The organism is Akkermansia muciniphila (genome assembly GCF_018709685.1).
GTDB classification, from domain to species: domain Bacteria; phylum Verrucomicrobiota; class Verrucomicrobiia; order Verrucomicrobiales; family Akkermansiaceae; genus Akkermansia; species Akkermansia muciniphila_E.
This window is the reverse complement of sequence record NZ_JABDHQ010000025.1, coordinates 1-19,506: the sequence shown is the minus strand read 5'-3', so window position 1 is coordinate 19,506 and position 19,506 is coordinate 1. Positions and strand designations below refer to the sequence as shown.

The window sequence follows — 19,506 nt, the reverse complement described above, 5'->3', positions numbered from 1 at the left end:
CTAGACTGATTTCAGTGGGTGTTTTGACATTTTTGGTGTCAGGCCGCTCCAATTAACTGCGTGATACACGACGAGAAAGCCGGGCTTCTCTGAAAAGGGAGGCCCGGTAGTTGATCATCGGGAGGGAAAACGCTCCCATTCTCTGGATGTCGCACCGCATGAAACGCACCCTTTTTCTAAGGGCAAGTGGGGGATGCCCTGAAAAAGTTCCGGCGGCATCCGGAATGGCACGGAGGGCTCACTCGGCTGATTTAGGCGCCTGGGGCTTGTCTTCCGGCAGAATGCCGGGGGGAACGAACAGGGCCGTGGACGGAATGATGACGGGAGCAGGGATATCGGGCCCTGACCAGGCGACGGACATATGGTCCGGACCGCCGTCCTCCTTGTGAATCACCAGCAGAAAATAAAAACGGCCGGCTTCCAATTGAATGGGTTCGGATGCCTGGTTGGGCTGGTTGCTCCAATTATGGGGATCGGAATACCCTTTGACGGTGGCGATGCAGGCCATATCCTTCTGGGTGGCGTCCTTGCCAAGCCACAGTTCGGCGGAATCGTCGGAAGACAGGTAAAGGCGGTACTTTCCGCTGGCGGGCACCCGGAGCAGGGCGGAATAACGGGCTCCGTACTGGTCGCCCAGATTAGTCACATCCAGGCTGCTTATCTTGTGAACGGCTGATGCCGCTGTTTCAAAAACCTTCCCGTGCGTCAAATCCCTTACCGAACTTCCCGGAATGCCGAACCATAATTCCTGCGCTACGCCCGGGGAAGGTTCTCCGGCATCGGCGCCGGAAGCGGCTTCCGCCAGCATGGCGCCGCACAGGAGGCTCAGGATGGGTAAAAGAACGTTCATGGATGAATGGGGCAGAGGGGTACTCTCTGCAACGACTACGCAAAGGATAGGGGCAACCTTTCAAAAACGGCGTCATTCCCGGGGTTCGGTGTCATGGGGCTTCTCCTGCTCCTGGCTGCCGTCCTTCTGGCGGCGGGAGCCGCTTCTCCAGATCATCCAGCCGATCAGGAACGCCAGAACACCCAGCCCGGCCACTCGCCGGGGTGTGGAAATGCCGCTCTCCGCCGTGGGTGCGGGTTGTCCGGCGGTTGCGGGAGGTTCCTGCGCGTGAAGGGAACCTGCCAGGAAAAAAGCCGCCAGGGCGGAAGCGGAAAGCGTGCGATGCAGGAAAAAGAGCCGTTTCATCTTCCATGGAAAGTAAAACAGGCTTGAACCCCATTCAAACACATTTGTCCGGGCTGTCCCGATTTCCGGGCAGGCGTGGCCTGATGAATCTTCCCAGCCCGGGATTTCCCGGAAAAAATCATCCATCCGCATCTTTTTTGCAGAAAAAGCTTGCGCGCCTGCGCCAGTAATGGTACTTTCTCCCCGTCCTCAACAGGACGCACCAAGACGAAAGTCAAGGGGTATTAGCTCAGTTGGTAGAGCGCCTCAATGGCATTGAGGAGGTCAGCGGTTCGAACCCGCTATGCTCCACCAAATAAAGGCCTTAAAGCAAAAACGCTTTAAGGCCTTTTCTATTTTTGAAGGTTTCCATGTTCCAACTGTCAAATAGATAGGCATTCCGCTAACCAATTGATGAAATATGAGCAATCTAATTCTTGGTTGACTAAAATTATAATTTTTGTGCTTGGTGCTTGACAAAACGAATAGTTTTTGTAAATCCTCTTTCATGGAAGAAAAAGAGCATGGTAATGGAGAGCTTGCACAAATGGTAAGAGATGCTATTTCACAAGCTGGTTCTACTGATGTATTAGATGTAGAAGAGCATTTTGGATTTTATACACATAATTCGAGAGCTTTCATTTTTTGGGATATTCTCATGCGCAATTTGAGGGATACGTTACCGTTAGATAGGTTCATTGTATACAAGTTAAAATGTTGTAACACTTGGGAAAGCCCCCTCATATACGATGTTGAGAAGAATGAGCTTTATACATTTATTAATAAGTACAATTTTGAGACTGCCATTCAACTACAACAAAGTTCCCCATCTCGTTATATACAGAATTTATTGACATTGAATCCTTCTATTGGATCTAAGGGATATGGCCAGCAAGGGTTCCCTTTTTTAGGGGAGGGTATCGGAGGACGCATGGAAGCAATAGAATATTTGAGATCTTCTTGTTCTCCTAAATTTGCAGAAATACCTTGGGAATCTGCACGATATCGACTCATTGTTTTTAAGAAAGAATCTAGTAGATTAACTTATTTACAGGCTTGGCTAGTAGATGCTTATCGGATCACTTCTGAACCTGAAAATTGGATGGAAGAAACATCTCCAGATATTTCTGAAATTATTGAAAGAGGCAAGTTAAACAAAGATGATAAACAATTAGTGACTTTAAAAGATGAAGCTTTTGATAAATTAAAGTCTCGTTTTACTACAGAACTTAAAGATTCTAATGAAAAAAAGAATGCGCAATAAGAGCCTTTTCATACTATTGTGATAGATTATGAACTTTTTTAATGAAGAACGCTTAAAAAAAGCTCGTCAGTATCGTGGTTGGACTGTAGAAGAATTAGCAGATCGCATAGGAATAACTAAACAAGCAATTTCTCAATACGAGACAGGGAAAATTATCCCTCCTATTGATAAAATTTTGCTATTTTCTCAAATTTTAAATTTCCCGTATAAATATTTTTTACAAAAAGATAGCAATGATTTGAAAATAGGAACGACTTATTTTCGCTCCTTACAGAGAACTCATAAGAAACATCGTGTTGAGCAAATCGTTAGAATGGAGCATATTTCTAGACTTTATTCTATGATTGCTCATTATGTAAAATTCCCCTCTTTGGATTTACCGAATGATTATCATTTTGATAATCCTGAACAAGCTGCGCATATACTGCGCGAATATTGGAAATTAGGGAATGCGCCTATTGATAACTTGATATCCATTGTAGAAATGCATGGAATTGTTGTTACGACATTTCCTACTTCTACAGATGATATTGATGCTTTTAGTCAATTTTTTAGATTAGGAAATATGGATATTTATGTTATAGGTATTTCTTCAAATAAAAAATCGGTTGCTCGGATACATTTTGATATCGCGCATGAATTAGGCCATATTTTATTGCATGATTGGAGCGAAGATATTGAATCACTTTCTCGTCTTCAATTTAATGAAAGAGAAAAAGAGGCTAATAGATTTGCCGCGGCATTATTATTACCTTCGGATTCTTTTTATAAAGACATACACGGTGAATATACTACAAGTCTTGATTATTATAAAATATTGAAAAAAAAATGGAAGGTATCAATAGCTGCGATGCTTTATCGCGCTCATAAATTAAGTATTATTTCTGACAATCAATACCAATATCTTATGCGGAGTATGCAAAAAAGAGGATGGCGTAAGACAGAACCCCTAGATAATCATCTTGTGACTGCCCCTCCATCTTTATTCAGAGAAGCAATAGCATTACTTTTGGATAATAAAATATTTAGTCCTAAAGAGGTTGTCGAATATTTCGAGAGTACAGGGCTATCAATGTATCCTAAAGAATTGGAAATACTTCTTAATCTTGAAAAAGATATATTGGAAGAACCAGATAATGGTATATTTAAAATTGTTACTTTGAAACCATCATCTTTATAAAAAGATTATTTTATGAGGCGCAAACTACTTTTGATTTAAATATGAAACTCTAAACGACGAAAGGTCTTATTGATGTACATCTATTTTTAGAGTTGGAAGATTGATAACTACTCATAATCTTCTTTATAGAAGAATATAGGTCTGTTTTTCCCAAGGACAAATCTTTCCCGATATTGTTTGAAAAAGAGGATGGGCTAGGATAGGATTAGTCTGATGTAGTAGAGAATATTGTTGGGGAGACCTTGTCTTGAGCTTATTCAGGAGATGGTGGAATTCGTATTCCAGTTGTTTATCCGGCAGAGGAAGGCGGGGAGGCGGTTGACACTCGCAGGGAGAAATTTTGTTTAAATCAAAGTTGTAGCCCCGGCGTACGGATTCGTCATGGACGGCTTTCAGGTAGGCGTCTATGGTCTGAATGGGGTTTTCCGTTTCCCGGAAGCGGATGAGCTGGGGGTGGTGGATGTAGCCTTTTGTCTGGCCCAGCAGGACTTTACGGGCTAGCAGGCCTTCCCGCCACAGGGCAATCAGGCCGATGGAGTCCAGGTAGGAAGGGTGGAGGGACCAGAGTCTCATAAACTTTTGGACTGTGAATGAGGGGGTGCCGTTGATTTTCGCTGTCTCCGGCCCGTGTTTATTGGCAGGCCGGGAGCGTATCCGGATTTCCCGGAGTCCTGAATTATCCTCAGGCCAGGGAGATTTCTCCCTGGAGGTCTTCAACATCCGGTTCCGGTGGTGCGGGTTCCCGGACGGGAGCCGTTGCCGCGGCGGGGGATTCCGCCGTTCTGGTGTTGATGGCTTCCAGGATCAATTCCACGGTGCGTTCCAGTCCGTAGTCGGACGTGTTGACGCACAGGTCGTAGAGGCGGGCGTTGCCCAGCTCCTGCCCGGTGTAGTGCAGGCAGTGGGTGCGGCGGCGGGAGTCCATGGTGTCCATGGTTTTGGCTACGCGGGCAGGTTCCACTCCGTAGTTTTCCACGACGCGCTGCATGCGTACGGCCGGATCCGCATGCAGGAAGACGCTGAACAGGTTGGGCCTTCCTTTCAGGATGAAGTTGGCGCAGCGGCCCACAATGACGCAGGCCTGTGCAGCCGTGAGGTCACGGATGACTTTGCTCTGGGCCAGGAAGGTGGCGTCTTCCGGCGGCAGTTCTTCCGCCGTGTAGGCGTAGTTCTGCGCGTAGAGCTCGTGCAGGAAGCGGCTGGTGAGCTGTTGTTCATGCTTGCGGATGTAGTCCGGGGTGAGGCCGCTTTGGGCGGCGGTGAGGTATACCAGTTCCGAGTCGTAGAATGGGATTCCCAGTTTTTCCGCCAGCATTTTCCCGATGGCATGGCCGCCGGAGCCGTATTCCCGGTCAATGGAAATGACCAGCGGAGCGTCCGGCGCGTAAGCGGCTGTCTGTGCCAGCGGAAGGAGTTCTTCCGCCGCTCCTGGGCGTGTCAGCCGTTCCAGCAGCCTGTCCGGCCAGAAGACGTGCCTGTTGAAGAATCGGACGATCATTCCCACCAGGACGGCCGCCACAATGGTTCCCTCCCGGATGCCCGTCAGTCCCGGAAGGAGCGTCAGGGAGCACGCCAGGCCAATGCAGACCAGCGTGCAGTCCACACTGGTTTTCACGGCTCCGAATTCCCATTTGAAGAGTTTGACGAAGGCCAGGCTCATTCCTTCCGCGGCCAGCAGAACGGCATCCGCCTTGACCTGGAGAAATACGCCGAAGCCGATGACCAGGCAGCTCAGCAGGCAGAGTACGGCGGACCACAGGTAGCCGTCCGGTTCCAGGGGAGCCATCAGCCACATGGAGAAGTCCGTCAACGCGCCGAAGAGGAATACCACGGGTATTTGGAGCAGATGCACCGGGCGGAAGTTCCTTTTCAGCAGGGCCGCCTGCACGGCCACAAAGCTCAGGTGCATCAGGATGGTGACGGTACCCATCGTCAGCGGAAGAGCCAGGCTGAGCACATACGGCGTGCAGGAGATGGGGGAGACTCCCAGGTTGGCCTTGGCGGAGAGGGCAATGCCCAGGGACATGATGAAGAGCGCCACGATCAGGACAGAGCACCGCAGGATGTGTTCCCCAATGCTTCTCCGGACGTGATGATCTGCCATGGTACCGGATGTTAGCCCCTCTGTCAGCGTCAAGTCAAGGGTTGAGGGGGAGGGAATGGCTTTTTCCCTTCCCTCGCGCGGGCGGGGAAGGGCCTCCCGGCCTTGTCAAAGGGCTCCGTTTTTCCTATGCTTATGGGCAGATTCCGTTTCAAGCTTATGTCCAAAAAGAAGGAGGTAAAGACGAACGCCATGCGCCTGCTGGATACCCTGCGGGTTCCCTACAGGCATTATTCGTATGAGTGCCATGAGTTCGTGGATGCCCGGCATACGGCGGAGGCTTTGGGGCTGCCGACGGAAAAGATGTACAAGACGCTGGTGACGGAGGGAGCTCCCCGCCAGTATTACGTGTTTGTCATTCCCATTGGCGCGGAGCTTTCCCTGAAGAAGGCGGCGCGCGCCGCAGGCGCCAAGGCCGTTGCCATGCTTCCCGTGAAGGATATTACGGCGGTGACAGGGTATGTCCGCGGTGGCTGTACGGCCCTGGGGATGAAGAAGAAGTACCCCACGGTGATTGATTCCAGCGCGGAGGCCCTGCCGGAGATGGTGGTGAGCGGTGGCCGCCTGGGGTGCCAGATTGAACTGAATCCCGTGGATTTATGCCGCGCGGCGGATGCTGTTTTTGCTGATGTGACGGAGGCTTCCGCTTCCTGATGGTTTCCAGTATTCCGGAAAAGCGGAAGAGCTGGGGTAAAAAGCTTTTCACGGAGGATTTTTTTCTATATCCCTGTTTCGGTCCGTTTCTCCGCTGCCATGGGCGGCCGCTCCGCTTCCTGTTCTTTTACAGGGCCGGATTCTGCGCTCTGCATGAGCGGAAGGGGAAAGGTTTCACTTATGAGAAGAAAAGACAAGGAAGTAACCCGGCGGGAGGACCTGCTGGAGATGATCGCGCGGTTCAAGGTGTGCCGCCTGGGATTATGGGACGGCAGGGAGGTGTACATGGTGCCCCTGAACTTCGGTTATGAGGACCGGGCCGGTTCCCTGGAGCTGTTTTTCCACTGCGCCAGGGAGGGGCGGAAGCTGGATATCCTGCAATCGCGCCCGGCCGCTTCTTTTGAAATGGATGGGGACCATATGCTGATAGAGGGGAAAAACCCATGCCTGTACAGTTATGCGTATGCCTGCGTGATGGGCCGTGGGACGGTTGAAATTCTTCAGGAGGACGGGGAAAAGATGCATGCCTTAAGCCGCATTATGCTGCAACAGACGGGGCGGGAAGCGGCTTTTACCCCCGCCATGGTCCGCGCCGTATGCGTCCTTCGCCTCCGGGTGGAGTCCATGAGCGGCAAGCTTCAAGCAGCATGCCCGGAACTTCCTTCCGCCTGATTTCCATGTCCGGAGACGCCGCCCTGTTCATCCGCTGGAGCCTGCCGCATTGGATGGCGCTCGGCATCGTGGCGGCTGCTGCGGGCGCCCTTCTGTGGGGCTGCCGCCGGCTGCGGATGGAAAAACGCGTGCTCATCGGCAAAGTATTGGGCGCCGTTTTCTTGCTCACTTTTTTGATTGAGACCTTCGGGCGCATCGTCCGGGAGCACTGGGAACCCTGGCAGGACCGGCTTCCCCTGCATTTTTGCAGCCTGATGACGCTGGTCTGTTTCATCGCCCTGTGGTACCGCAGGCCCTGGGCGTGTGCCGCCGCTTACTTCGGCGTGCTGGCCGCCAGCATCCAGGGGCTGATTACGCCCATGCTGTATGAGGGATTTCCCTCCGGCGCCTTTTTTGCCTTCTTCGTGGGGCACGGCCTGCTGCTGGTTTCCGCGCTGTACATCCCCGTGGTGCTGCAATGGCGCGCACGCCCCTGGGACGACGTGAAAACGCTGGCCCTGTGCGACGCGTACCTGCTGCTGATCATTCCCGTGAATATCTGGCTGGGCACGAATTACGGGTTCACCCGGTACGCCCCTCCGGGAACCGTTCTGGAGTACTTCGGGCCGGCGCCGTGGTATTTCCTGACGCTTCAGGTTCCGGCGCTGATCGTGCTCCGGCTGTTGTACCTGACGGTCCGCATCAGGAAAAAGCAGGGCCGCGCCGGAGGAGAAGACTGAGCGCCAGTTCCTATTTCAGCGTTTTCAGGTCTTCCTTCGTGAACAGGTGGATGTCCTTTTCACGGGCATGGCGTATTTTTTCCGCCCATTCCGCATCCGCCAGCAGAGCGCGTCCCACGGCAATGAGGTCAAACTCCCCGGCCTGCATCCGTTCCACCAGAGGTTCCAGGCTGGCGGCCTCCGCTTCCGGACCGCCGTCAAAGGCGTTGGTGAAGTCTCCCTTGAGCCCCACGGAACCGACGGAGATGGTGGGCTTTCCGGTGAGCTTTTTGGTCCATCCGGCCAGGTTGAGGCGTGAGCCCGCAAACTCCGGTTCCCAGAACCGGCGCGTGGAGCAGTCAAAGATATCCACGCCCGCTTCCGTCAGGGGGGCCAGAAAGTCTTCCAGCTCCACGGGGGAATACGCCAGCTTGGCGTCGTAATGGCCCGTTTTCCATTGGGAGAACCGGAAGATAATGGGGAACTGGCTGCCTACCGCCTTGCGCACGGCATGAATGATGCGGCTGGCAAAACGGGTGCGGCCCACCAGGTCGCCGCCGTATTCGTCCGTGCGCCTGTTGGTCTCCTTCCAGAAAAACTGGTCAATCAGGTAGCCGTGCGCTCCATGCAGCTCCACGCCGTCAAAGCCCAGCCGTTTGGCGTCCGCCGCCGCCCGTGCAAAGGCGTCAATGACTTCCTCAATCTTGGCGATGCTCATGGGTTCCGCCGTTTGTTCCAGCGTGTTCACGTCTATTCCGGAGGGACCGATGGGCGGCAGTTCCGGGTTGGGCAGGTTGTCTCCCTTGAAGGGGCGGTCCATGCCCACGTGCCAGAGCTGGGGGACTATTTTGCAGTCCGTGGTGTGGACGGCTTCCAGCACCTTTTTCCATCCCCGCAGGGAGGCTCCGCCAAAGAAGTTGGGATAGTTGGAGGAGGGGGAGGCGCTGGGCTCGTCAATGAAGGTGCCTTCCGTAATAATAAGGCCCACTTCATGCTTTGCCCGGCTCTTGTAATACTCGGCCACCTGGTCCGTGGGAACCCCGTTGGGAGAAAATCCCCGCGTCATGGCCGGAAGGACCAGGCGTGTCGGGGTGTTGAGCTTGCGTGAGTGGAAAGGCTGGAACAGGATTTCCATATCCCTGATTTTAAGTTCGTCCTGTGCGTTCATGAGCATAAAAAGGCGTTATTTCCTGACCTGGCCCGCGGGGCGGGCCGGGATGGTACAGGAATGAGACACTTTGCGGTTCCCTCCCGTTCATCCCTCATGCCATTCCACTGTAGGCCTCTCCCATATCCGGAAGGGAGAGAAAATTCCGCAGCAGGAGCGCGCCGTCCGGTGTCAGGATGGATTCCGGATGAAACTGGATGCCGTACCGGGGGCGCGATTTATGGCGGATCGCCTGGATGTTCCCCCGGGAGTCCCTGGCCGTCACAGCCAGGTCCTCCGGCCACGGGGCGGGGGCAAGACGCCAGGAATGGTACAGGCCCGCGGGGAATTCTTCCGGCAATCCGTCAAGGACCGGGCATGATGCTACCCGGCGTATGGATTCCCGCGCCCCGTGCAGAGGCCGGGAGAGGTGCTCCAGCTCCGCCCCGTAATGGACGCCCAGGATTTGATGCCCCAGGCAGACGCCCAGCACCGGGGTGAAAGGCGGCAGTCCATCCAGAAGGCGGAAAGTAGCCCGGTGGCACGCGTCCCGCACCACGCCGGGGCCCGGGGACAGGATAAGCTTTTCCCCGGCCTGGACAGCCCGCTCCAGTTCCGGGGAGTCATTGGGAACCACGCGCGGAACGGCCATTCCCGTCACCCTGACTAGTTCCGCGAGGTTCCAGGTGAATGAATCCCGGTGGTCAATGATCCAGACGTTCTGTTGACTCATAGCGCGCACATGATAGAGTAATTCCCGCCAATGTACACACGGGAAGAAACCATCCGCCGCATGAATGCCCTGGGCCGTGCGGAACATCCGTTCTTTTTCGTGATCTCCCATGACCTGGAACACAACCTGCTGCTGGAACCTGCCGGAGCAGGGGAGGGGCGTACGGCGGCCTTTGAGCTTCCCCTGGGAAAGATGGAACTGAGGGGGGAGATGCCTGTGCTTCCGGAACGGATACGGTTCACTCCTTTCCCCTGTTCCATGTCCCGGTATGCGGAGGCTTTTTCCTCCGTGCGGAAGCATCTGCTCAGGGGGGACTCCTACCTGCTGAATTTGTGCATGGCTACTCCCGTGGAAACCAACCTGGCGTTGCGCCACCTGTTCCGGTACGCCCACGCGCCGTACCGGATGCTGCTGGGGCCGGACTCCCGTGTTCCCGGCGTGCATGGCCGCGGCTGCGTCTGTTTTTCTCCGGAACCGTTCGTCACGGTGCGCGGGCGCACCGTCTCCACGTTTCCGATGAAGGGAACGGCGGACGCCTGCACGCAGGAAGCCCGCCAATGGCTGGAGACGGATGAGAAGGAGAACCGTGAGTCCGCCACCATTGTGGACCTGATGCGCAATGACCTTTCCATGGTGGCGTCCGGCGTGCAGGTGAAGCGCTACCGCTACATCAGCCCCGTGGAAACGCGCGGGGGCGCCATCCTCCAGTGCAGTTCTGAAATTTCAGGCACTCTCCCGGAAGACTGGCGTTCCAGGCTGGGGGAGATGATGATGAAGCTGCTGCCCGCCGGAAGCGTGACCGGAGCGCCCAAGGAGGCTACCTGCCGGGCCATTGCGGAGGCGGAAGACATGGAACGGGGATTTTACACGGGAGTTTTCGGCTTTTTCAACGGGCGGGAGCTGGATTCCGCCGTCGCCATCCGCTTTATGGAAGAGACCGGGGAGGGGATGGCGTACAAGAGCGGGGGCGGCATCACCGTCATGAGCCGCATGGAGGAGGAATACCGGGAAGCTGTTGCCAAAGTTTATGTGCCGTTTGATCTTTGAAACCGTAAAATGGGAGGATGGAGCCCCCCGCCTGCTGTCCTGGCACCAGCGCAGGGTGGAGAGGAGCATGAAGCTTCACGGGGAGGAAGGCTCTTCCATGCCGGATTTGGCCTCCGTGCTGGCAGGATGTCCCGGCCCCGGGGGCAAGGGCGTTTACAAATGCCACATCACGTACGATACGCGGGGAAGGGTGCGGAACCCTTCTTTTGAGCCTTACCGCCCCCGGATGGTGAGAAGGCTGCGGTGCGTGGAAGTTCCCCGGCTGGATTATTCCTGCAAGTGGGAGGACCGGGCGGCCCTTCAATCCGCCGGGGAAGGCATGGGCGCGGATGAAGAAGTCCTTATCCTTCAGCATGGGATGGTGACGGATACGCGGTACAGCAATGTCGTGTTCGGGGACGGCGCTTCCTGGGTGACTCCGGAGACGTTCCTTCTTCCGGGCGCCAAGCGCGCGTTTCTGCTGGCGGAGGGAGCCATTCACGAGCGCCGGATGAGGGCGGAGGATATAGGGAAATTCCGGTTCTGTTCCCTGATTAACGCCATGCTGGACCCCGGGGACGTGGTGGTGCGGACGGAGGATGTCTTGCTGTAGCCGCGGAAAAAGCCGCATGGGAAAGAATTTAATTTCCGTTTGTTCAAGCTGTGGGGACGTGTTCTTCCGTGGTTTCCCTTCCCTTGTAAAAGCTTTCCGGAGCAAGCTTTTTACCGCCTGCCTGTATTAACTCCCAGCCGGGCATCAAAAAGCGGCCGTCCCGTAAAGCACGGGACGGCCGCCGGGGAGGAAACTGTTTTTCCCTTAAATGGCGCCGCAGTAATGGGCGCAGCACCACATGGCGCGGGGATGGTGGAAGAAGGATTTCCAGAGGCTGCCCTTGAGGGTGTTTGCCCTGGAGCCGTCCTTGTTCAGGTAGCCGAACCAGTCGCCGTGCTTCACGTCCTGGAAGTGGGAGAAGGCCCAGTTGTGCACCATGTCGTGGTAGATGGCGTAGCGTTCTTCCCCGGTGAGCTTGTAGGCAAGCGTCATGGCGATGAGCGCTTCGTCGTGAGGCCACCAGAATTTCATGTTGTGCCAGTATTCCTGGACGGGCTTGCCGTACACGTCCGTAAAGTAGAGCAGGCCGCCGTTTTCCTTGTCCCAGCCGCGGGCGAATGCCCAGTCGATCATGTCGCAGCCCACCTTGATAAGTTCCGGATCATTGCCGCGGTGGCGGGCTTCCTCCAGCACGAACCAGCCGCCTTCAATGGTATGGCCGGGATTGAGCGTGCGCTCGTCAAAGTGGTCGATGATGGCGCCGTCGGGGCTCACCACTTCCATCACGGCCTTAAGCTCCGGTTTCATGAACAGGGTGCGCAGGTCGTTGATGCAGCGGTCAATCCATCCGGTGTAAAAGCCGTCCTCGTCACCCAGGTACTTGCGCAATTCCTGGGCGGTCGCCAGCGTGATCATGCGCGTTCCCAGTCCCGTAGTGGGACGATTTCCGGTGAATTTGGGAACCATCTTTCCCGGAGTGAAGCAGATGTCCGTGAAGATATCGAACCAGTGGCGCGCGGCCCTGGCGGATTCTTCGCTTCCCACGGCCTTCGCGTGCGCGGCAAAAGCGATGGCGGCGAAGGATTCGCTGTACGCATAACGGCGCTTGCGGATGGGGGTGCCGTCCGCCTCCACATGGAAGTACATGCGGCCGTCGGAAGGATCCACGCATTTGGCCGTCAGGAAGGTCAGGGCGCTTTCCGCCCATTTGAGCCAGTCCGGGTTCTTTTCAATGCTGTTGTACATCGTCAGCAGCATCCAGGCCATGCGGCCCTGGGCCCACACGGACTTGTCCGTGTCCACCAGGGTGCCGTCCGCGTCAAAGCAATGGTAGAGGCCCCCGTTTTTTTCATCAAAAGCGCGGGGGAACCAGAACGGCAGAACGTTTTCCAGAAGCTGGCGGCGGTAGAATGAGCCCAGTGCGGGCAGGTCAAGTGTTGCAGCCATAAGAAGGGGTGCGGTTTAGTTCATGGCCCACTGGAAGAAGCCGATGGCTTCCAGCTCGGAGCGCAGTTCCTTGAGCTGTTCCGCGGTGGGGTTGCCCTGCGGCAGGCGGGCGGGGCCCAGGTCCACGCCCAGCCAGCCCATCAGGGCCTTGGCGCAGCCCATGTAGCCCTTGGAGGCCAGGATGTTGATCATCTGCACGGATTTCCACTGGCAGTCGCGCGCCGTTTCCACGTCGCCTTCCTCAAAGGATTTCATCAGCTTCTGGTACAGGGCCGGAGCAAAGTTGAAGGAGCTGCCCACGGCGCCTTTGGCGCCTACGGAGAGGGCGCCCGTGAACCATTCGTCCACGCCCCAGGGGATGTCCACGTTTTGGTCGTAATTCAGCGTGGTCTGGTACAGGGCCAGGTCCGGGTTGGTGAATTTAATGCCCGCAAAGTTCGGGATCTGTTCCTTGGCCAGCTTGATGAAGTCCACGGGATTGAAGCGCACGCCCGTCAGCACGGGGATGTCATAGTAATAATAAGGCAGTTCGGGAGCGCCGGAAGCGGCAAAGGCGCAGCATTCCACCAGGCGCTGGACGGTGGCGGGCTTGTAATAGGAGGGGGAAAGGGAGCTGGTGGCCACAAAGCCGCATTCCTGGGCAAAGGCGGCCAGTTCGCGGGAGTCCCAGACGCTGTTGGAACCGGTATGGGCAATGACGTCCACGCCGTGCTTGGCGGAGGCTTCCTTCCAGGCGGAGTAGATTTCCTTGCGTTCCGCAAGCTGCATGGAAGAGGATTCCCCGGTGCTGCCGGTAATGAAAGCTAATTTGATGCCCTGGTCGGCAAGCAGTTTGGCCTGGGCGTCAACGATGGAAGGATTCAGGGAACCGTCCGCCTTGAACGGAGTATGTACGGCGGCCACCAGGCCGTGGAGTTTCAATGTGGTGTTCATATGATAAGGTGATATATGAAAAGGATTAGGTGGAAATAATGGCAAAGGGCCCCGGGAAAGACAACCCCTGAATCTTTTTGAATCAAAAAAGACCACATAAAAAAACGCGCCTTCCCGGTAAGGGAACGCGCGCCGGAGGGAGGACTATTTCAAAACGTTAGCGGACAGGCTGTTGCTTGATGATCGTGTACATGGCTTTTGCCAGGGATTTCGCGTGCGTCAGCAGCAAATCGCCGTCATAGCACCAGATCATCACGCCGCCCAGCTTCTGGTTTTTCACGTACGTGCATTTTTTCTTAATGGTGGTGATGCCGTTAAAGTAGTGCTGCTGGCCGCCGATGGTGCACAGGTCCGTGCCGGGGGCGATGTTGGGGTAGAGCTGGATCACGTTGGAATAGCCTTTCTGGGCGTCCCAGTTGCGGGCGGAACGCGTTTCGTTCGTGTAGAACGGCAGGCCGGCGACGATTTTACAGTCCGGAATGTTTTTTTCGCGTATGTTTTGGATGTCCGTGAGCATGTCCGGATAGGTGGAGTGCTGTCCGGCACGGTCATAGCTCATGAGGTTCACGAAGTCCAGCAGGTCCATCATTTCACTGGTGGGCGCCAGGTAGTACGGGTTGATCGCCGCGCTCAGGGACATGCCGCTGGCGCCCATGGCGGAGCGCACTTCTCCCAGCAGCAGGCAGAAGTTGTACCATTCGTTGGTGTTGTCCGGGTATTCCCAGTCAATGTCTATGCCGTCAAAGCCCTTTTCCTTCGCAAAGGAAACGAGCTGGTACGCAAATTGGCGCCTCTTTTCCGCGTTGCCCGTGAATGCCGTCAGCCCTGCGTCACAATGGGCCACGCCCAGAATGATTTTGCTGCCCGCCGTGCCGCGCAGTTTTTTGAGCTTGTCCAGGCCGTTCAGGAACTGGGCGTTGTTCTGGCCCGTCAGGTTCCCCTCCGTGTCACAGCCCACGTTGAAGTAAATGAGGTCCGTGAAGGATTTGAAATGCTGGGCGTTCAGGTGGTTGGGGTTCCACTGCATCAGGTTGGTGTTGCGGTAATAGGGCACCACGCGGAACTGGTAGGGGTATACCTGGGCAAAGCCTTCCGGGGAAGGGTTGCTGACCGCCACGTTTGAGTCCTCCAGCAGGGCCACGCCCGTGCAGGAGGCGTCCACCTTGTTATTCCCACGCGCGCGCGATGTGAGGTCCACGCACAGCCAGAAGTAGTTGTCACCCGGGGAAAGAGCCTGGCTCCCTTCAAACTGGAAGGTTTTGGCGCCCTTGGAGATGGCGTTGAGCACGGGGACGGCCCGGCGGTTGGACTGCTCCGCGTTCGGGGAGAAGTAGGGAGTGGAGCCGGAATAGAAAATCCGGGCCTTCGCGATGTCGGAAACGGAGGTGGTTCCGTCCATGGAGAAGGACATGCCCTTCAGAATCTGGCTGGTTTCCGAGACGGTCACCTTGATTTTCATGATGGCCTGGCTGGCCGCGCCCGCATACAGGACGGAGTGCGTTTGTTCACAGGACGCCGTGGCGGAAGCCGCATGCAGGGGGGCTGCGCCGTACAGGCCCAGGGCCAGGGCGCACATGCCGGTTTTAAGGATGTTGTTCAAGCTTTATTAATAGGTTAGTTGTTTTTAGAAGGTGCGCTTTCTGACAGCGAGCATGCCGCCTGCGGCCAGAAGGAGCAGCAGGGAGGTGGCGGGTTCCGGGACTACGAGGCCGTTGGAAATCCAGTCCAGATGCAGGGAATTGTTTTCATCCCAGCGCAGTTCCCAGCGGCCCAGCTCCAGGGCGGGGTCATAGCCCTCCAGGCCCAGGTTTCCCACCGTGACGGTAGCGGAGTTGGAGAGGGAGGAGAGGATTTCCGAGAAGGAGCCGTCCATGCTGGTGACGCCGGAGGCATCCATGACCAGGTAGGACTGGTCCGTCTGCCAGACGGAAGAAGTGTAGTCCACCCGGTCATCCCCCAGAGTGAGCGTGCCGCCCAGCGTCAGGGTGTCTGCATGGAGTTCCAGGCCAGCCGCGGCGCCTCCGGAGAAGTCAATCGTGATTCCGTTGGAGATGTCAATGACATTGGCGGTTATGGAAAAGCTGCCTTCACCCGTACCGAGGACGGTGACGTTGTTCCCCAGAGTCAGCGTGTCTGCATTCAGGCTTCCCGTCCCCATGACGGAGAGCTGCGTGCCGTCCTCCAGCCGTACGTCCGCCGCATTCAGGGTGGACTGTTCGCCGATGTGGAGCGTCCCGCCGCTCACCGTGAAGGAGGTGCGGGCTTCCTCCGTGCTCCAGTCTGCGGAATGGTAGCCGTAGGTCGCGCCCTTGGTGACGGCAAACGTGCCGCCGTAAACGGTCGTGTTGGCCCGGATGCCGGACTGGCTGTTTGCGCCGGACATGGCGACGGTGCCATTGGACCCAGCGGCGTCATTGACGCTGATGTCCGCCACGGATTCATCCTGGGAGGTGAGGCCGTCTTCAAACAGAATTTGGCGGTTGTCCCCCGCATTGAAGGAGCCTGTGGAACCGTCGTTGAAATGGATGGCGTTGTAAACGCTCCCGTCCTGGCCCGTGTTTCCGCGGAAAATGATGTCCGCCTGGTCCGCCGTCAGGGAAACGGAGCCTCCCGCCTGCAGGTTGATGGCGCCCCCGGTGTTTTCCGCACTGTTGTTTTCAAACAGTACCGTTCCCGTGTTGCCGGAAATGGAAACGTTGTAGGCGTCCAGGGCTCCTCCTTCATAGGCGGTATTGCCGGAAAAGGCGGCGGAACCGGAATCGGAGATGGTGATGTCTCCGTAGGCGCTGATGGCCCCTCCGTAGGAGAAGGCATGGTTGTCTGAGAAGGTCAGGGAACCTGCCCCGGAGAAGGTAACATTCCCGTCGGAGTAAATGGCTCCTCCGCTGCCGCCGCGGGCCTCGTTGCCCGTCATGCTGAAGGAGGAGGCGGTATCAACCGTTACGTCTCCGCCTGACCAGATGGCGCCGCCCGCCCCGGCCTCCGCAATGTTGCCGGAGAAGGTGACGTGGCCCACATTGGACCATTCCACGGCTTCATAGTCGTTATTGATGGCTCCGCCGTTCTCTCCCGCCGTATTTCCGGTGAAGGAAATGTTTTCCGCAATGTCGGAGAAGTTCAGGCTGCCCGTGGTGCCTCCCGTATGGATGGCGCCTCCGTTCGTCATGGCGGAGTTTCCGGAGAAGCTGATGGCCCCCGTGTTGGAGAAGGAGGCGCCGCCGGAAGCGTAAATGGCCCCTCCGGAAGCGGATTCATCTTCGTTGGTGCGTACGCTGTTGTTGGTGAACGTAAGGGCTCCCGTGTTGCTGAAGGTGACGGTGTCGTTGGCGGCAATGGCTCCCGCGCCGTAAATGGCGTCGGAGTCGGACATGTCGGACGCATTGTTGGAGAAGGCCAGGCTGCCGATGTCCTGGAAGGTGACGTTTTCCGAGAGGATGACGGCCCACTTGGCCCCGTAGTTGTCAACGTTGATTCCGTGATCGCCCGTGAAGGTGATGCTCTGGAGGGTGCCGTTATATCCGCGGCCGCCTACCCAGCAGTTGACGTTTGCCCCCAGGGCTTCCAGGTTCTGGTCCGCCGTGAGCGTAAAAACGGTATCCGTATCCGTCAGCACGCTCCCCGCCCATGCCTTGGCGCCCAGCTCCAGGGCCGCACGGGTCATGATGTTCAGCGTGCCCTTGTTATTCTCCGTGTTCAGGAGGATGCCGCCTTCATGCCAGTTAATCATGTAGGCATAAGAGCTCCCGCCCATGTCCAGCGTGGCCCCGTTCTGAACGTCAATGATGTTGGAAAGGGTGTGGCCGTTCATGAAGAACAGGGCTCCGGAAGCGATGCTTACATTGCCCAGATTGCCGCCGGTGCCGAAGGCGTTGTCCACATCCAGCGTCAGCTTGCCGGCATCCACGCGGACCACGCGTCCGGAGGAAATCGTATTGGCCCTCTGGATGACCAGCTCCCCGGCGCCGGATTTGATCAGGCTCAGGCCGGAGAAGTTGGCGGTGGTGGGGTCTCCGTATTCGTTGAACGTATTTTTATTGGCAAAGACCTGGTTGAAGTAAAGTACGGAATTTTCTCCGATGGCGAGCGCCAGCGCGCTCCCGCCGCCGGTTTCACAGATGATGGCGTCCTGGTACTGCGCATTGGAGGAAGTCCATGTAAGGGTTTGGTTGGCTCCCAGTTCAATGGTAGCCGTCGTGCCCCATCCGGCGATGTAAATGCCGCGGCTGGCCGTGCCTCCGGATTCATACCCCTGGGAAATGACGATGCGGCTGGAAGTGCCGGAAGCGAATTTGAGGGCGTAAAAGTTGTTGTGCAGCTTGCCCAGGGAGGCGGAATCATACCCGAACTGGTTCAGCTTGAGCGTGCCGCCGTTCAGCGTGATGGTGGGAGACTGGAAATTGGCCGTGTAAGTGTTATTATGGAACAGGCGGCCGTTGCTGGCGTCCAGCACGGCTCCTGAACCGATGTTGATCTTCCCGTTAATCCGGTTGTTGTCCGTGGCCGTGATGTTTCTTTCTCCGGTGAAAACCAGCGTTCCCGCATTGATATTCCAGGCGCCGCTGGCCGTATGCGTTCCGCCCAGGGTAACGGAGCCGTTCCCTGTCTTGGTAAGCGTGGAGGTGCCTGCAAGGTTGGTATCCAGCACTTCATAGGAGTCTTCCGCATTGGGGGCGTCCAGAACCAGCCCGGCATTGGAAAGAGTGGCGGAACCGCCGTTGCGGCCCGCGGCCGTACCCGTCAGGGTAAGGGAGCCACCGTTCAGGGTGACGGCCGCTCCGTCGTAAAGCAGGCCGGAGGCCGTGATTCCGGTTCCGACCGTGATGGAGGAATTTGTCTGGAATTGGGCCGTATTTCCATTTCCCCAGTCCGCGGCGGAGCCGTCCAGTTGCCAGGCTCCGGAATCCGTCCAGGACCCATTGCCTCCATTCCAGATATAATCTGATCCATAGGCCGGAATGCAAGAGAGGCAGCCGGCGAACACTCCAAAGAACAGTGCGGTTATTTTCATGTAGTTTCTAACAAATAGGGTAATATAGAATAAAAAAGGGAAAACAAGCACCAACTTGTTTTCCCGTTTAAAAAAATCATGGCTGATTTAAATTAGCTCCTCCGGCGCAGCATGCACAGTGAAGCCAGTCCCAGCAGGCTCAGCGTGGCGGTAGCGGGTTCCGGAACGGGAAGGGCCGGATTGGCGGCCAGGGCCGCAATTTCCGCATCGTTCAGAACGCCGGAGTACAACTGGAGATCGTCCATGGTGGTATCCGCGGAGGAGCCCAGCTTCAGGGACTGGACATCTCCGGAAAAGTTGACTCCGGAAGCGGTGATTCTCCGCTGCCCGTCCAGATAAATATTCAATTCCCCGTTCTGGAAGGTGATGATGATATTGGAAAAGGAATCCTTGGAAACCGTCAGGTTGGCCCAGTTTCCCACGTTTCCGCCGCAATACGCTGCCCATTGGCCCGCGGTGGAGGTATTCCCCGAGTCCTTCTGAAGGTACATGCTCTGGCCGCTGCCGGATGTGAAGGTCAGCATGCTGTTCCATATGGCCGTGGAATGGTTGTTGCCCGGAGAGAAATCCTTCACGGCAATGGAAAGGCTGAACCCTTCCGTAGTGTTCAGGCCGAGCCCGGTGCCGGAAGAGCCCAGCGTAAGTTGTCCGCCGTTCGCGCGGCTGTCGTATCCCAGCCCCTCATATCCCGCCGTGTAATTGATCCAACCGCCCCCGCTGAAGGTGGCGGAGCCGGCGTCCGGTCCGGCCAGATTATTGTTGTTCAGGGAATCCAGGGTGCCGTTCAGCTCGTTGAAATCATAAAAATATCTCAGCTCGGCGGCCTGGGCTCCCAACCCCGAACAAAGCAGGAACATGGTAAGGTACAGAGAGGGTTTCATCAATTTATTAATAAAGTAATTAAACAAAGGCAGTAT

The 19,506-nt window shown here is 56.3% G+C and carries 18 protein-coding genes and 1 tRNA gene; 8 read left to right on the top strand and 11 right to left on the bottom strand.

Annotated elements, in window-relative coordinates; genetic code table 11:
* Positions 1 to 238 precede the first annotated feature (238 nt).
* The gene (locus HHJ06_RS11450) at positions 239 to 850 is read right to left on the bottom strand and encodes a PA14 domain-containing protein (RefSeq protein WP_215429927.1); all 612 of its coding nucleotides are present in this window, start codon (positions 848 to 850) and stop codon (positions 239 to 241) included.
* A 72-nt stretch (positions 851 to 922) separates the two neighbouring features.
* Positions 923 to 1,195 (bottom strand): hypothetical protein, encoded by a 273-nt coding sequence (locus HHJ06_RS11445; RefSeq protein WP_215429926.1) that lies wholly within the window; start codon positions 1,193 to 1,195, stop codon positions 923 to 925.
* Positions 1,196 to 1,413: 218 nt separating this feature from the next.
* Here HHJ06_RS11445 and HHJ06_RS11440 point away from each other — a divergent pair.
* The 3 genes from HHJ06_RS11440 (at position 1,414) to HHJ06_RS11430 (ending at position 3,618) form a co-directional block, all read left to right on the top strand.
* Positions 1,414 to 1,489: transfer RNA gene (locus HHJ06_RS11440), tRNA-Ala, on the top strand.
* A gap of 193 nt (positions 1,490 to 1,682) precedes the next feature.
* Entirely contained in the window at positions 1,683 to 2,438 is a 756-nt protein-coding gene (locus tag HHJ06_RS11435) for a DUF5986 family protein (RefSeq protein ID WP_215429925.1), read from the top strand.
* A 28-nt stretch (positions 2,439 to 2,466) separates the two neighbouring features.
* On the top strand, positions 2,467 to 3,618 hold the full coding sequence (locus HHJ06_RS11430) for a helix-turn-helix domain-containing protein (protein WP_215429924.1): 1,152 nt from the start codon (positions 2,467 to 2,469) through the stop codon (positions 3,616 to 3,618).
* Between the two features lie 123 nt (positions 3,619 to 3,741).
* Here HHJ06_RS11430 and HHJ06_RS11425 read toward each other — a convergent pair whose 3' ends face one another.
* Both HHJ06_RS11425 and HHJ06_RS11420 read right to left on the bottom strand, forming a co-directional pair.
* Positions 3,742 to 4,191 (bottom strand): pyrimidine dimer DNA glycosylase/endonuclease V, encoded by a 450-nt coding sequence (locus HHJ06_RS11425; protein WP_215429923.1) that lies wholly within the window; start codon positions 4,189 to 4,191, stop codon positions 3,742 to 3,744.
* 109 nt (positions 4,192 to 4,300) lie between these two features.
* Positions 4,301 to 5,722: a cytidylate kinase family protein gene (locus tag HHJ06_RS11420; RefSeq protein WP_215429922.1), complete on the bottom strand. Its 1,422-nt coding sequence runs from the start codon at positions 5,720 to 5,722 to the stop codon at positions 4,301 to 4,303.
* A 156-nt stretch (positions 5,723 to 5,878) separates the two neighbouring features.
* Between HHJ06_RS11420 and ybaK the strand changes: the two genes are divergently transcribed.
* From ybaK to HHJ06_RS11405, 3 genes are all read left to right on the top strand, one after another.
* Positions 5,879 to 6,373: a Cys-tRNA(Pro) deacylase gene (gene ybaK / locus HHJ06_RS11415; protein ID WP_215429921.1), complete on the top strand. Its 495-nt coding sequence runs from the start codon at positions 5,879 to 5,881 to the stop codon at positions 6,371 to 6,373.
* 180 nt (positions 6,374 to 6,553) lie between these two features.
* Positions 6,554 to 7,045, top strand: a complete 492-nt coding sequence (locus HHJ06_RS11410) for a pyridoxamine 5'-phosphate oxidase family protein (protein ID WP_215429920.1) — start codon at positions 6,554 to 6,556, stop codon at positions 7,043 to 7,045.
* The gene (locus HHJ06_RS11405; protein WP_215429919.1) at positions 7,021 to 7,764 is read left to right on the top strand and encodes a TIGR02206 family membrane protein; all 744 of its coding nucleotides are present in this window, start codon (positions 7,021 to 7,023) and stop codon (positions 7,762 to 7,764) included. The genes HHJ06_RS11410 and HHJ06_RS11405 overlap by 25 nt, the downstream gene beginning before the upstream one ends.
* A 10-nt stretch (positions 7,765 to 7,774) precedes the next feature.
* Here HHJ06_RS11405 and HHJ06_RS11400 read toward each other — a convergent pair whose 3' ends face one another.
* Both HHJ06_RS11400 and HHJ06_RS11395 read right to left on the bottom strand, forming a co-directional pair.
* The gene (locus HHJ06_RS11400; protein ID WP_251841511.1) at positions 7,775 to 8,911 is read right to left on the bottom strand and encodes an NADH:flavin oxidoreductase; all 1,137 of its coding nucleotides are present in this window, start codon (positions 8,909 to 8,911) and stop codon (positions 7,775 to 7,777) included.
* 94 nt (positions 8,912 to 9,005) lie between these two features.
* A complete protein-coding gene (locus HHJ06_RS11395; protein WP_215429918.1) occupies positions 9,006 to 9,623 on the bottom strand; it encodes an anthranilate synthase component II in 618 nt (205 codons plus the stop codon).
* Positions 9,624 to 9,653: 30 nt separating this feature from the next.
* Here HHJ06_RS11395 and HHJ06_RS11390 point away from each other — a divergent pair, with 30 nt between their 5' ends.
* Both HHJ06_RS11390 and HHJ06_RS11385 read left to right on the top strand, forming a co-directional pair.
* Positions 9,654 to 10,670 (top strand): aminodeoxychorismate synthase component I, encoded by a 1,017-nt coding sequence (locus HHJ06_RS11390; RefSeq protein WP_215429917.1) that lies wholly within the window; start codon positions 9,654 to 9,656, stop codon positions 10,668 to 10,670.
* Positions 10,651 to 11,262 carry an aminotransferase class IV gene (locus HHJ06_RS11385; RefSeq protein ID WP_215429915.1) on the top strand — a complete coding sequence of 204 codons (612 nt, stop codon included), beginning with the start codon at positions 10,651 to 10,653 and terminating at the stop codon, positions 11,260 to 11,262. Before HHJ06_RS11390 ends, HHJ06_RS11385 begins: the two co-directional genes overlap by 20 nt.
* Positions 11,263 to 11,466: 204 nt before the next feature.
* Here the strand turns inward: HHJ06_RS11385 and HHJ06_RS11380 are convergent, their stop codons facing one another.
* The 5 genes from HHJ06_RS11380 to HHJ06_RS11360 all read right to left on the bottom strand — a co-directional run bounded on the left by HHJ06_RS11380 (position 11,467) and on the right by HHJ06_RS11360 (position 19,470).
* Positions 11,467 to 12,648, bottom strand: a complete 1,182-nt coding sequence (locus tag HHJ06_RS11380; protein WP_215429914.1) for an AGE family epimerase/isomerase — start codon at positions 12,646 to 12,648, stop codon at positions 11,467 to 11,469.
* Positions 12,649 to 12,663: 15 nt separating this feature from the next.
* Entirely contained in the window at positions 12,664 to 13,581 is a 918-nt protein-coding gene (locus tag HHJ06_RS11375) for a dihydrodipicolinate synthase family protein (protein WP_215429912.1), read from the bottom strand.
* 157 nt (positions 13,582 to 13,738) lie between these two features.
* The gene (locus HHJ06_RS11370) at positions 13,739 to 15,181 is read right to left on the bottom strand and encodes a glycosyl hydrolase family 18 protein (protein WP_215429910.1); all 1,443 of its coding nucleotides are present in this window, start codon (positions 15,179 to 15,181) and stop codon (positions 13,739 to 13,741) included.
* Between the two features lie 24 nt (positions 15,182 to 15,205).
* A complete protein-coding gene (locus HHJ06_RS11365; RefSeq protein ID WP_215429908.1) occupies positions 15,206 to 18,589 on the bottom strand; it encodes a beta strand repeat-containing protein in 3,384 nt (1,127 codons plus the stop codon).
* 92 nt (positions 18,590 to 18,681) lie between these two features.
* The gene (locus HHJ06_RS11360) at positions 18,682 to 19,470 is read right to left on the bottom strand and encodes a LamG-like jellyroll fold domain-containing protein (protein WP_215429928.1); all 789 of its coding nucleotides are present in this window, start codon (positions 19,468 to 19,470) and stop codon (positions 18,682 to 18,684) included.
* Between the last annotated feature and the right edge of the window lie 36 nt (positions 19,471 to 19,506).

Bases quoted from the DNA above. Each gene is read 5' to 3' on its own strand.
- HHJ06_RS11450 (WP_215429927.1), bottom strand. From the start codon at position 850: ATGAACGTTCTTTTACCCATCCTGAGCCTCCTGTGCGGCGCCATGCTG.
- HHJ06_RS11445 (WP_215429926.1), bottom strand. From the start codon at position 1,195: ATGAAACGGCTCTTTTTCCTGCATCGCACGCTTTCCGCTTCCGCCCTG.
- HHJ06_RS11435 (WP_215429925.1), top strand. From the start codon at position 1,683: ATGGAAGAAAAAGAGCATGGTAATGGAGAGCTTGCACAAATGGTAAGA.
- HHJ06_RS11430 (WP_215429924.1), top strand. From the start codon at position 2,467: ATGAACTTTTTTAATGAAGAACGCTTAAAAAAAGCTCGTCAGTATCGT.
- HHJ06_RS11425 (WP_215429923.1), bottom strand. From the start codon at position 4,191: ATGAGACTCTGGTCCCTCCACCCTTCCTACCTGGACTCCATCGGCCTG.
- HHJ06_RS11420 (WP_215429922.1), bottom strand. From the start codon at position 5,722: ATGGCAGATCATCACGTCCGGAGAAGCATTGGGGAACACATCCTGCGG.
- ybaK (WP_215429921.1), top strand. From the start codon at position 5,879: ATGTCCAAAAAGAAGGAGGTAAAGACGAACGCCATGCGCCTGCTGGAT.
- HHJ06_RS11410 (WP_215429920.1), top strand. From the start codon at position 6,554: ATGAGAAGAAAAGACAAGGAAGTAACCCGGCGGGAGGACCTGCTGGAG.
- HHJ06_RS11405 (WP_215429919.1), top strand. From the start codon at position 7,021: ATGCCCGGAACTTCCTTCCGCCTGATTTCCATGTCCGGAGACGCCGCC.
- HHJ06_RS11400 (WP_251841511.1), bottom strand. From the start codon at position 8,911: ATGAACGCACAGGACGAACTTAAAATCAGGGATATGGAAATCCTGTTC.
- HHJ06_RS11395 (WP_215429918.1), bottom strand. From the start codon at position 9,623: ATGAGTCAACAGAACGTCTGGATCATTGACCACCGGGATTCATTCACC.
- HHJ06_RS11390 (WP_215429917.1), top strand. From the start codon at position 9,654: ATGTACACACGGGAAGAAACCATCCGCCGCATGAATGCCCTGGGCCGT.
- HHJ06_RS11385 (WP_215429915.1), top strand. From the start codon at position 10,651: ATGTGCCGTTTGATCTTTGAAACCGTAAAATGGGAGGATGGAGCCCCC.
- HHJ06_RS11380 (WP_215429914.1), bottom strand. From the start codon at position 12,648: ATGGCTGCAACACTTGACCTGCCCGCACTGGGCTCATTCTACCGCCGC.
- HHJ06_RS11375 (WP_215429912.1), bottom strand. From the start codon at position 13,581: ATGAACACCACATTGAAACTCCACGGCCTGGTGGCCGCCGTACATACT.
- HHJ06_RS11365 (WP_215429908.1), bottom strand. From the start codon at position 18,589: ATGAAAATAACCGCACTGTTCTTTGGAGTGTTCGCCGGCTGCCTCTCT.
- HHJ06_RS11360 (WP_215429928.1), bottom strand. From the start codon at position 19,470: ATGAAACCCTCTCTGTACCTTACCATGTTCCTGCTTTGTTCGGGGTTG.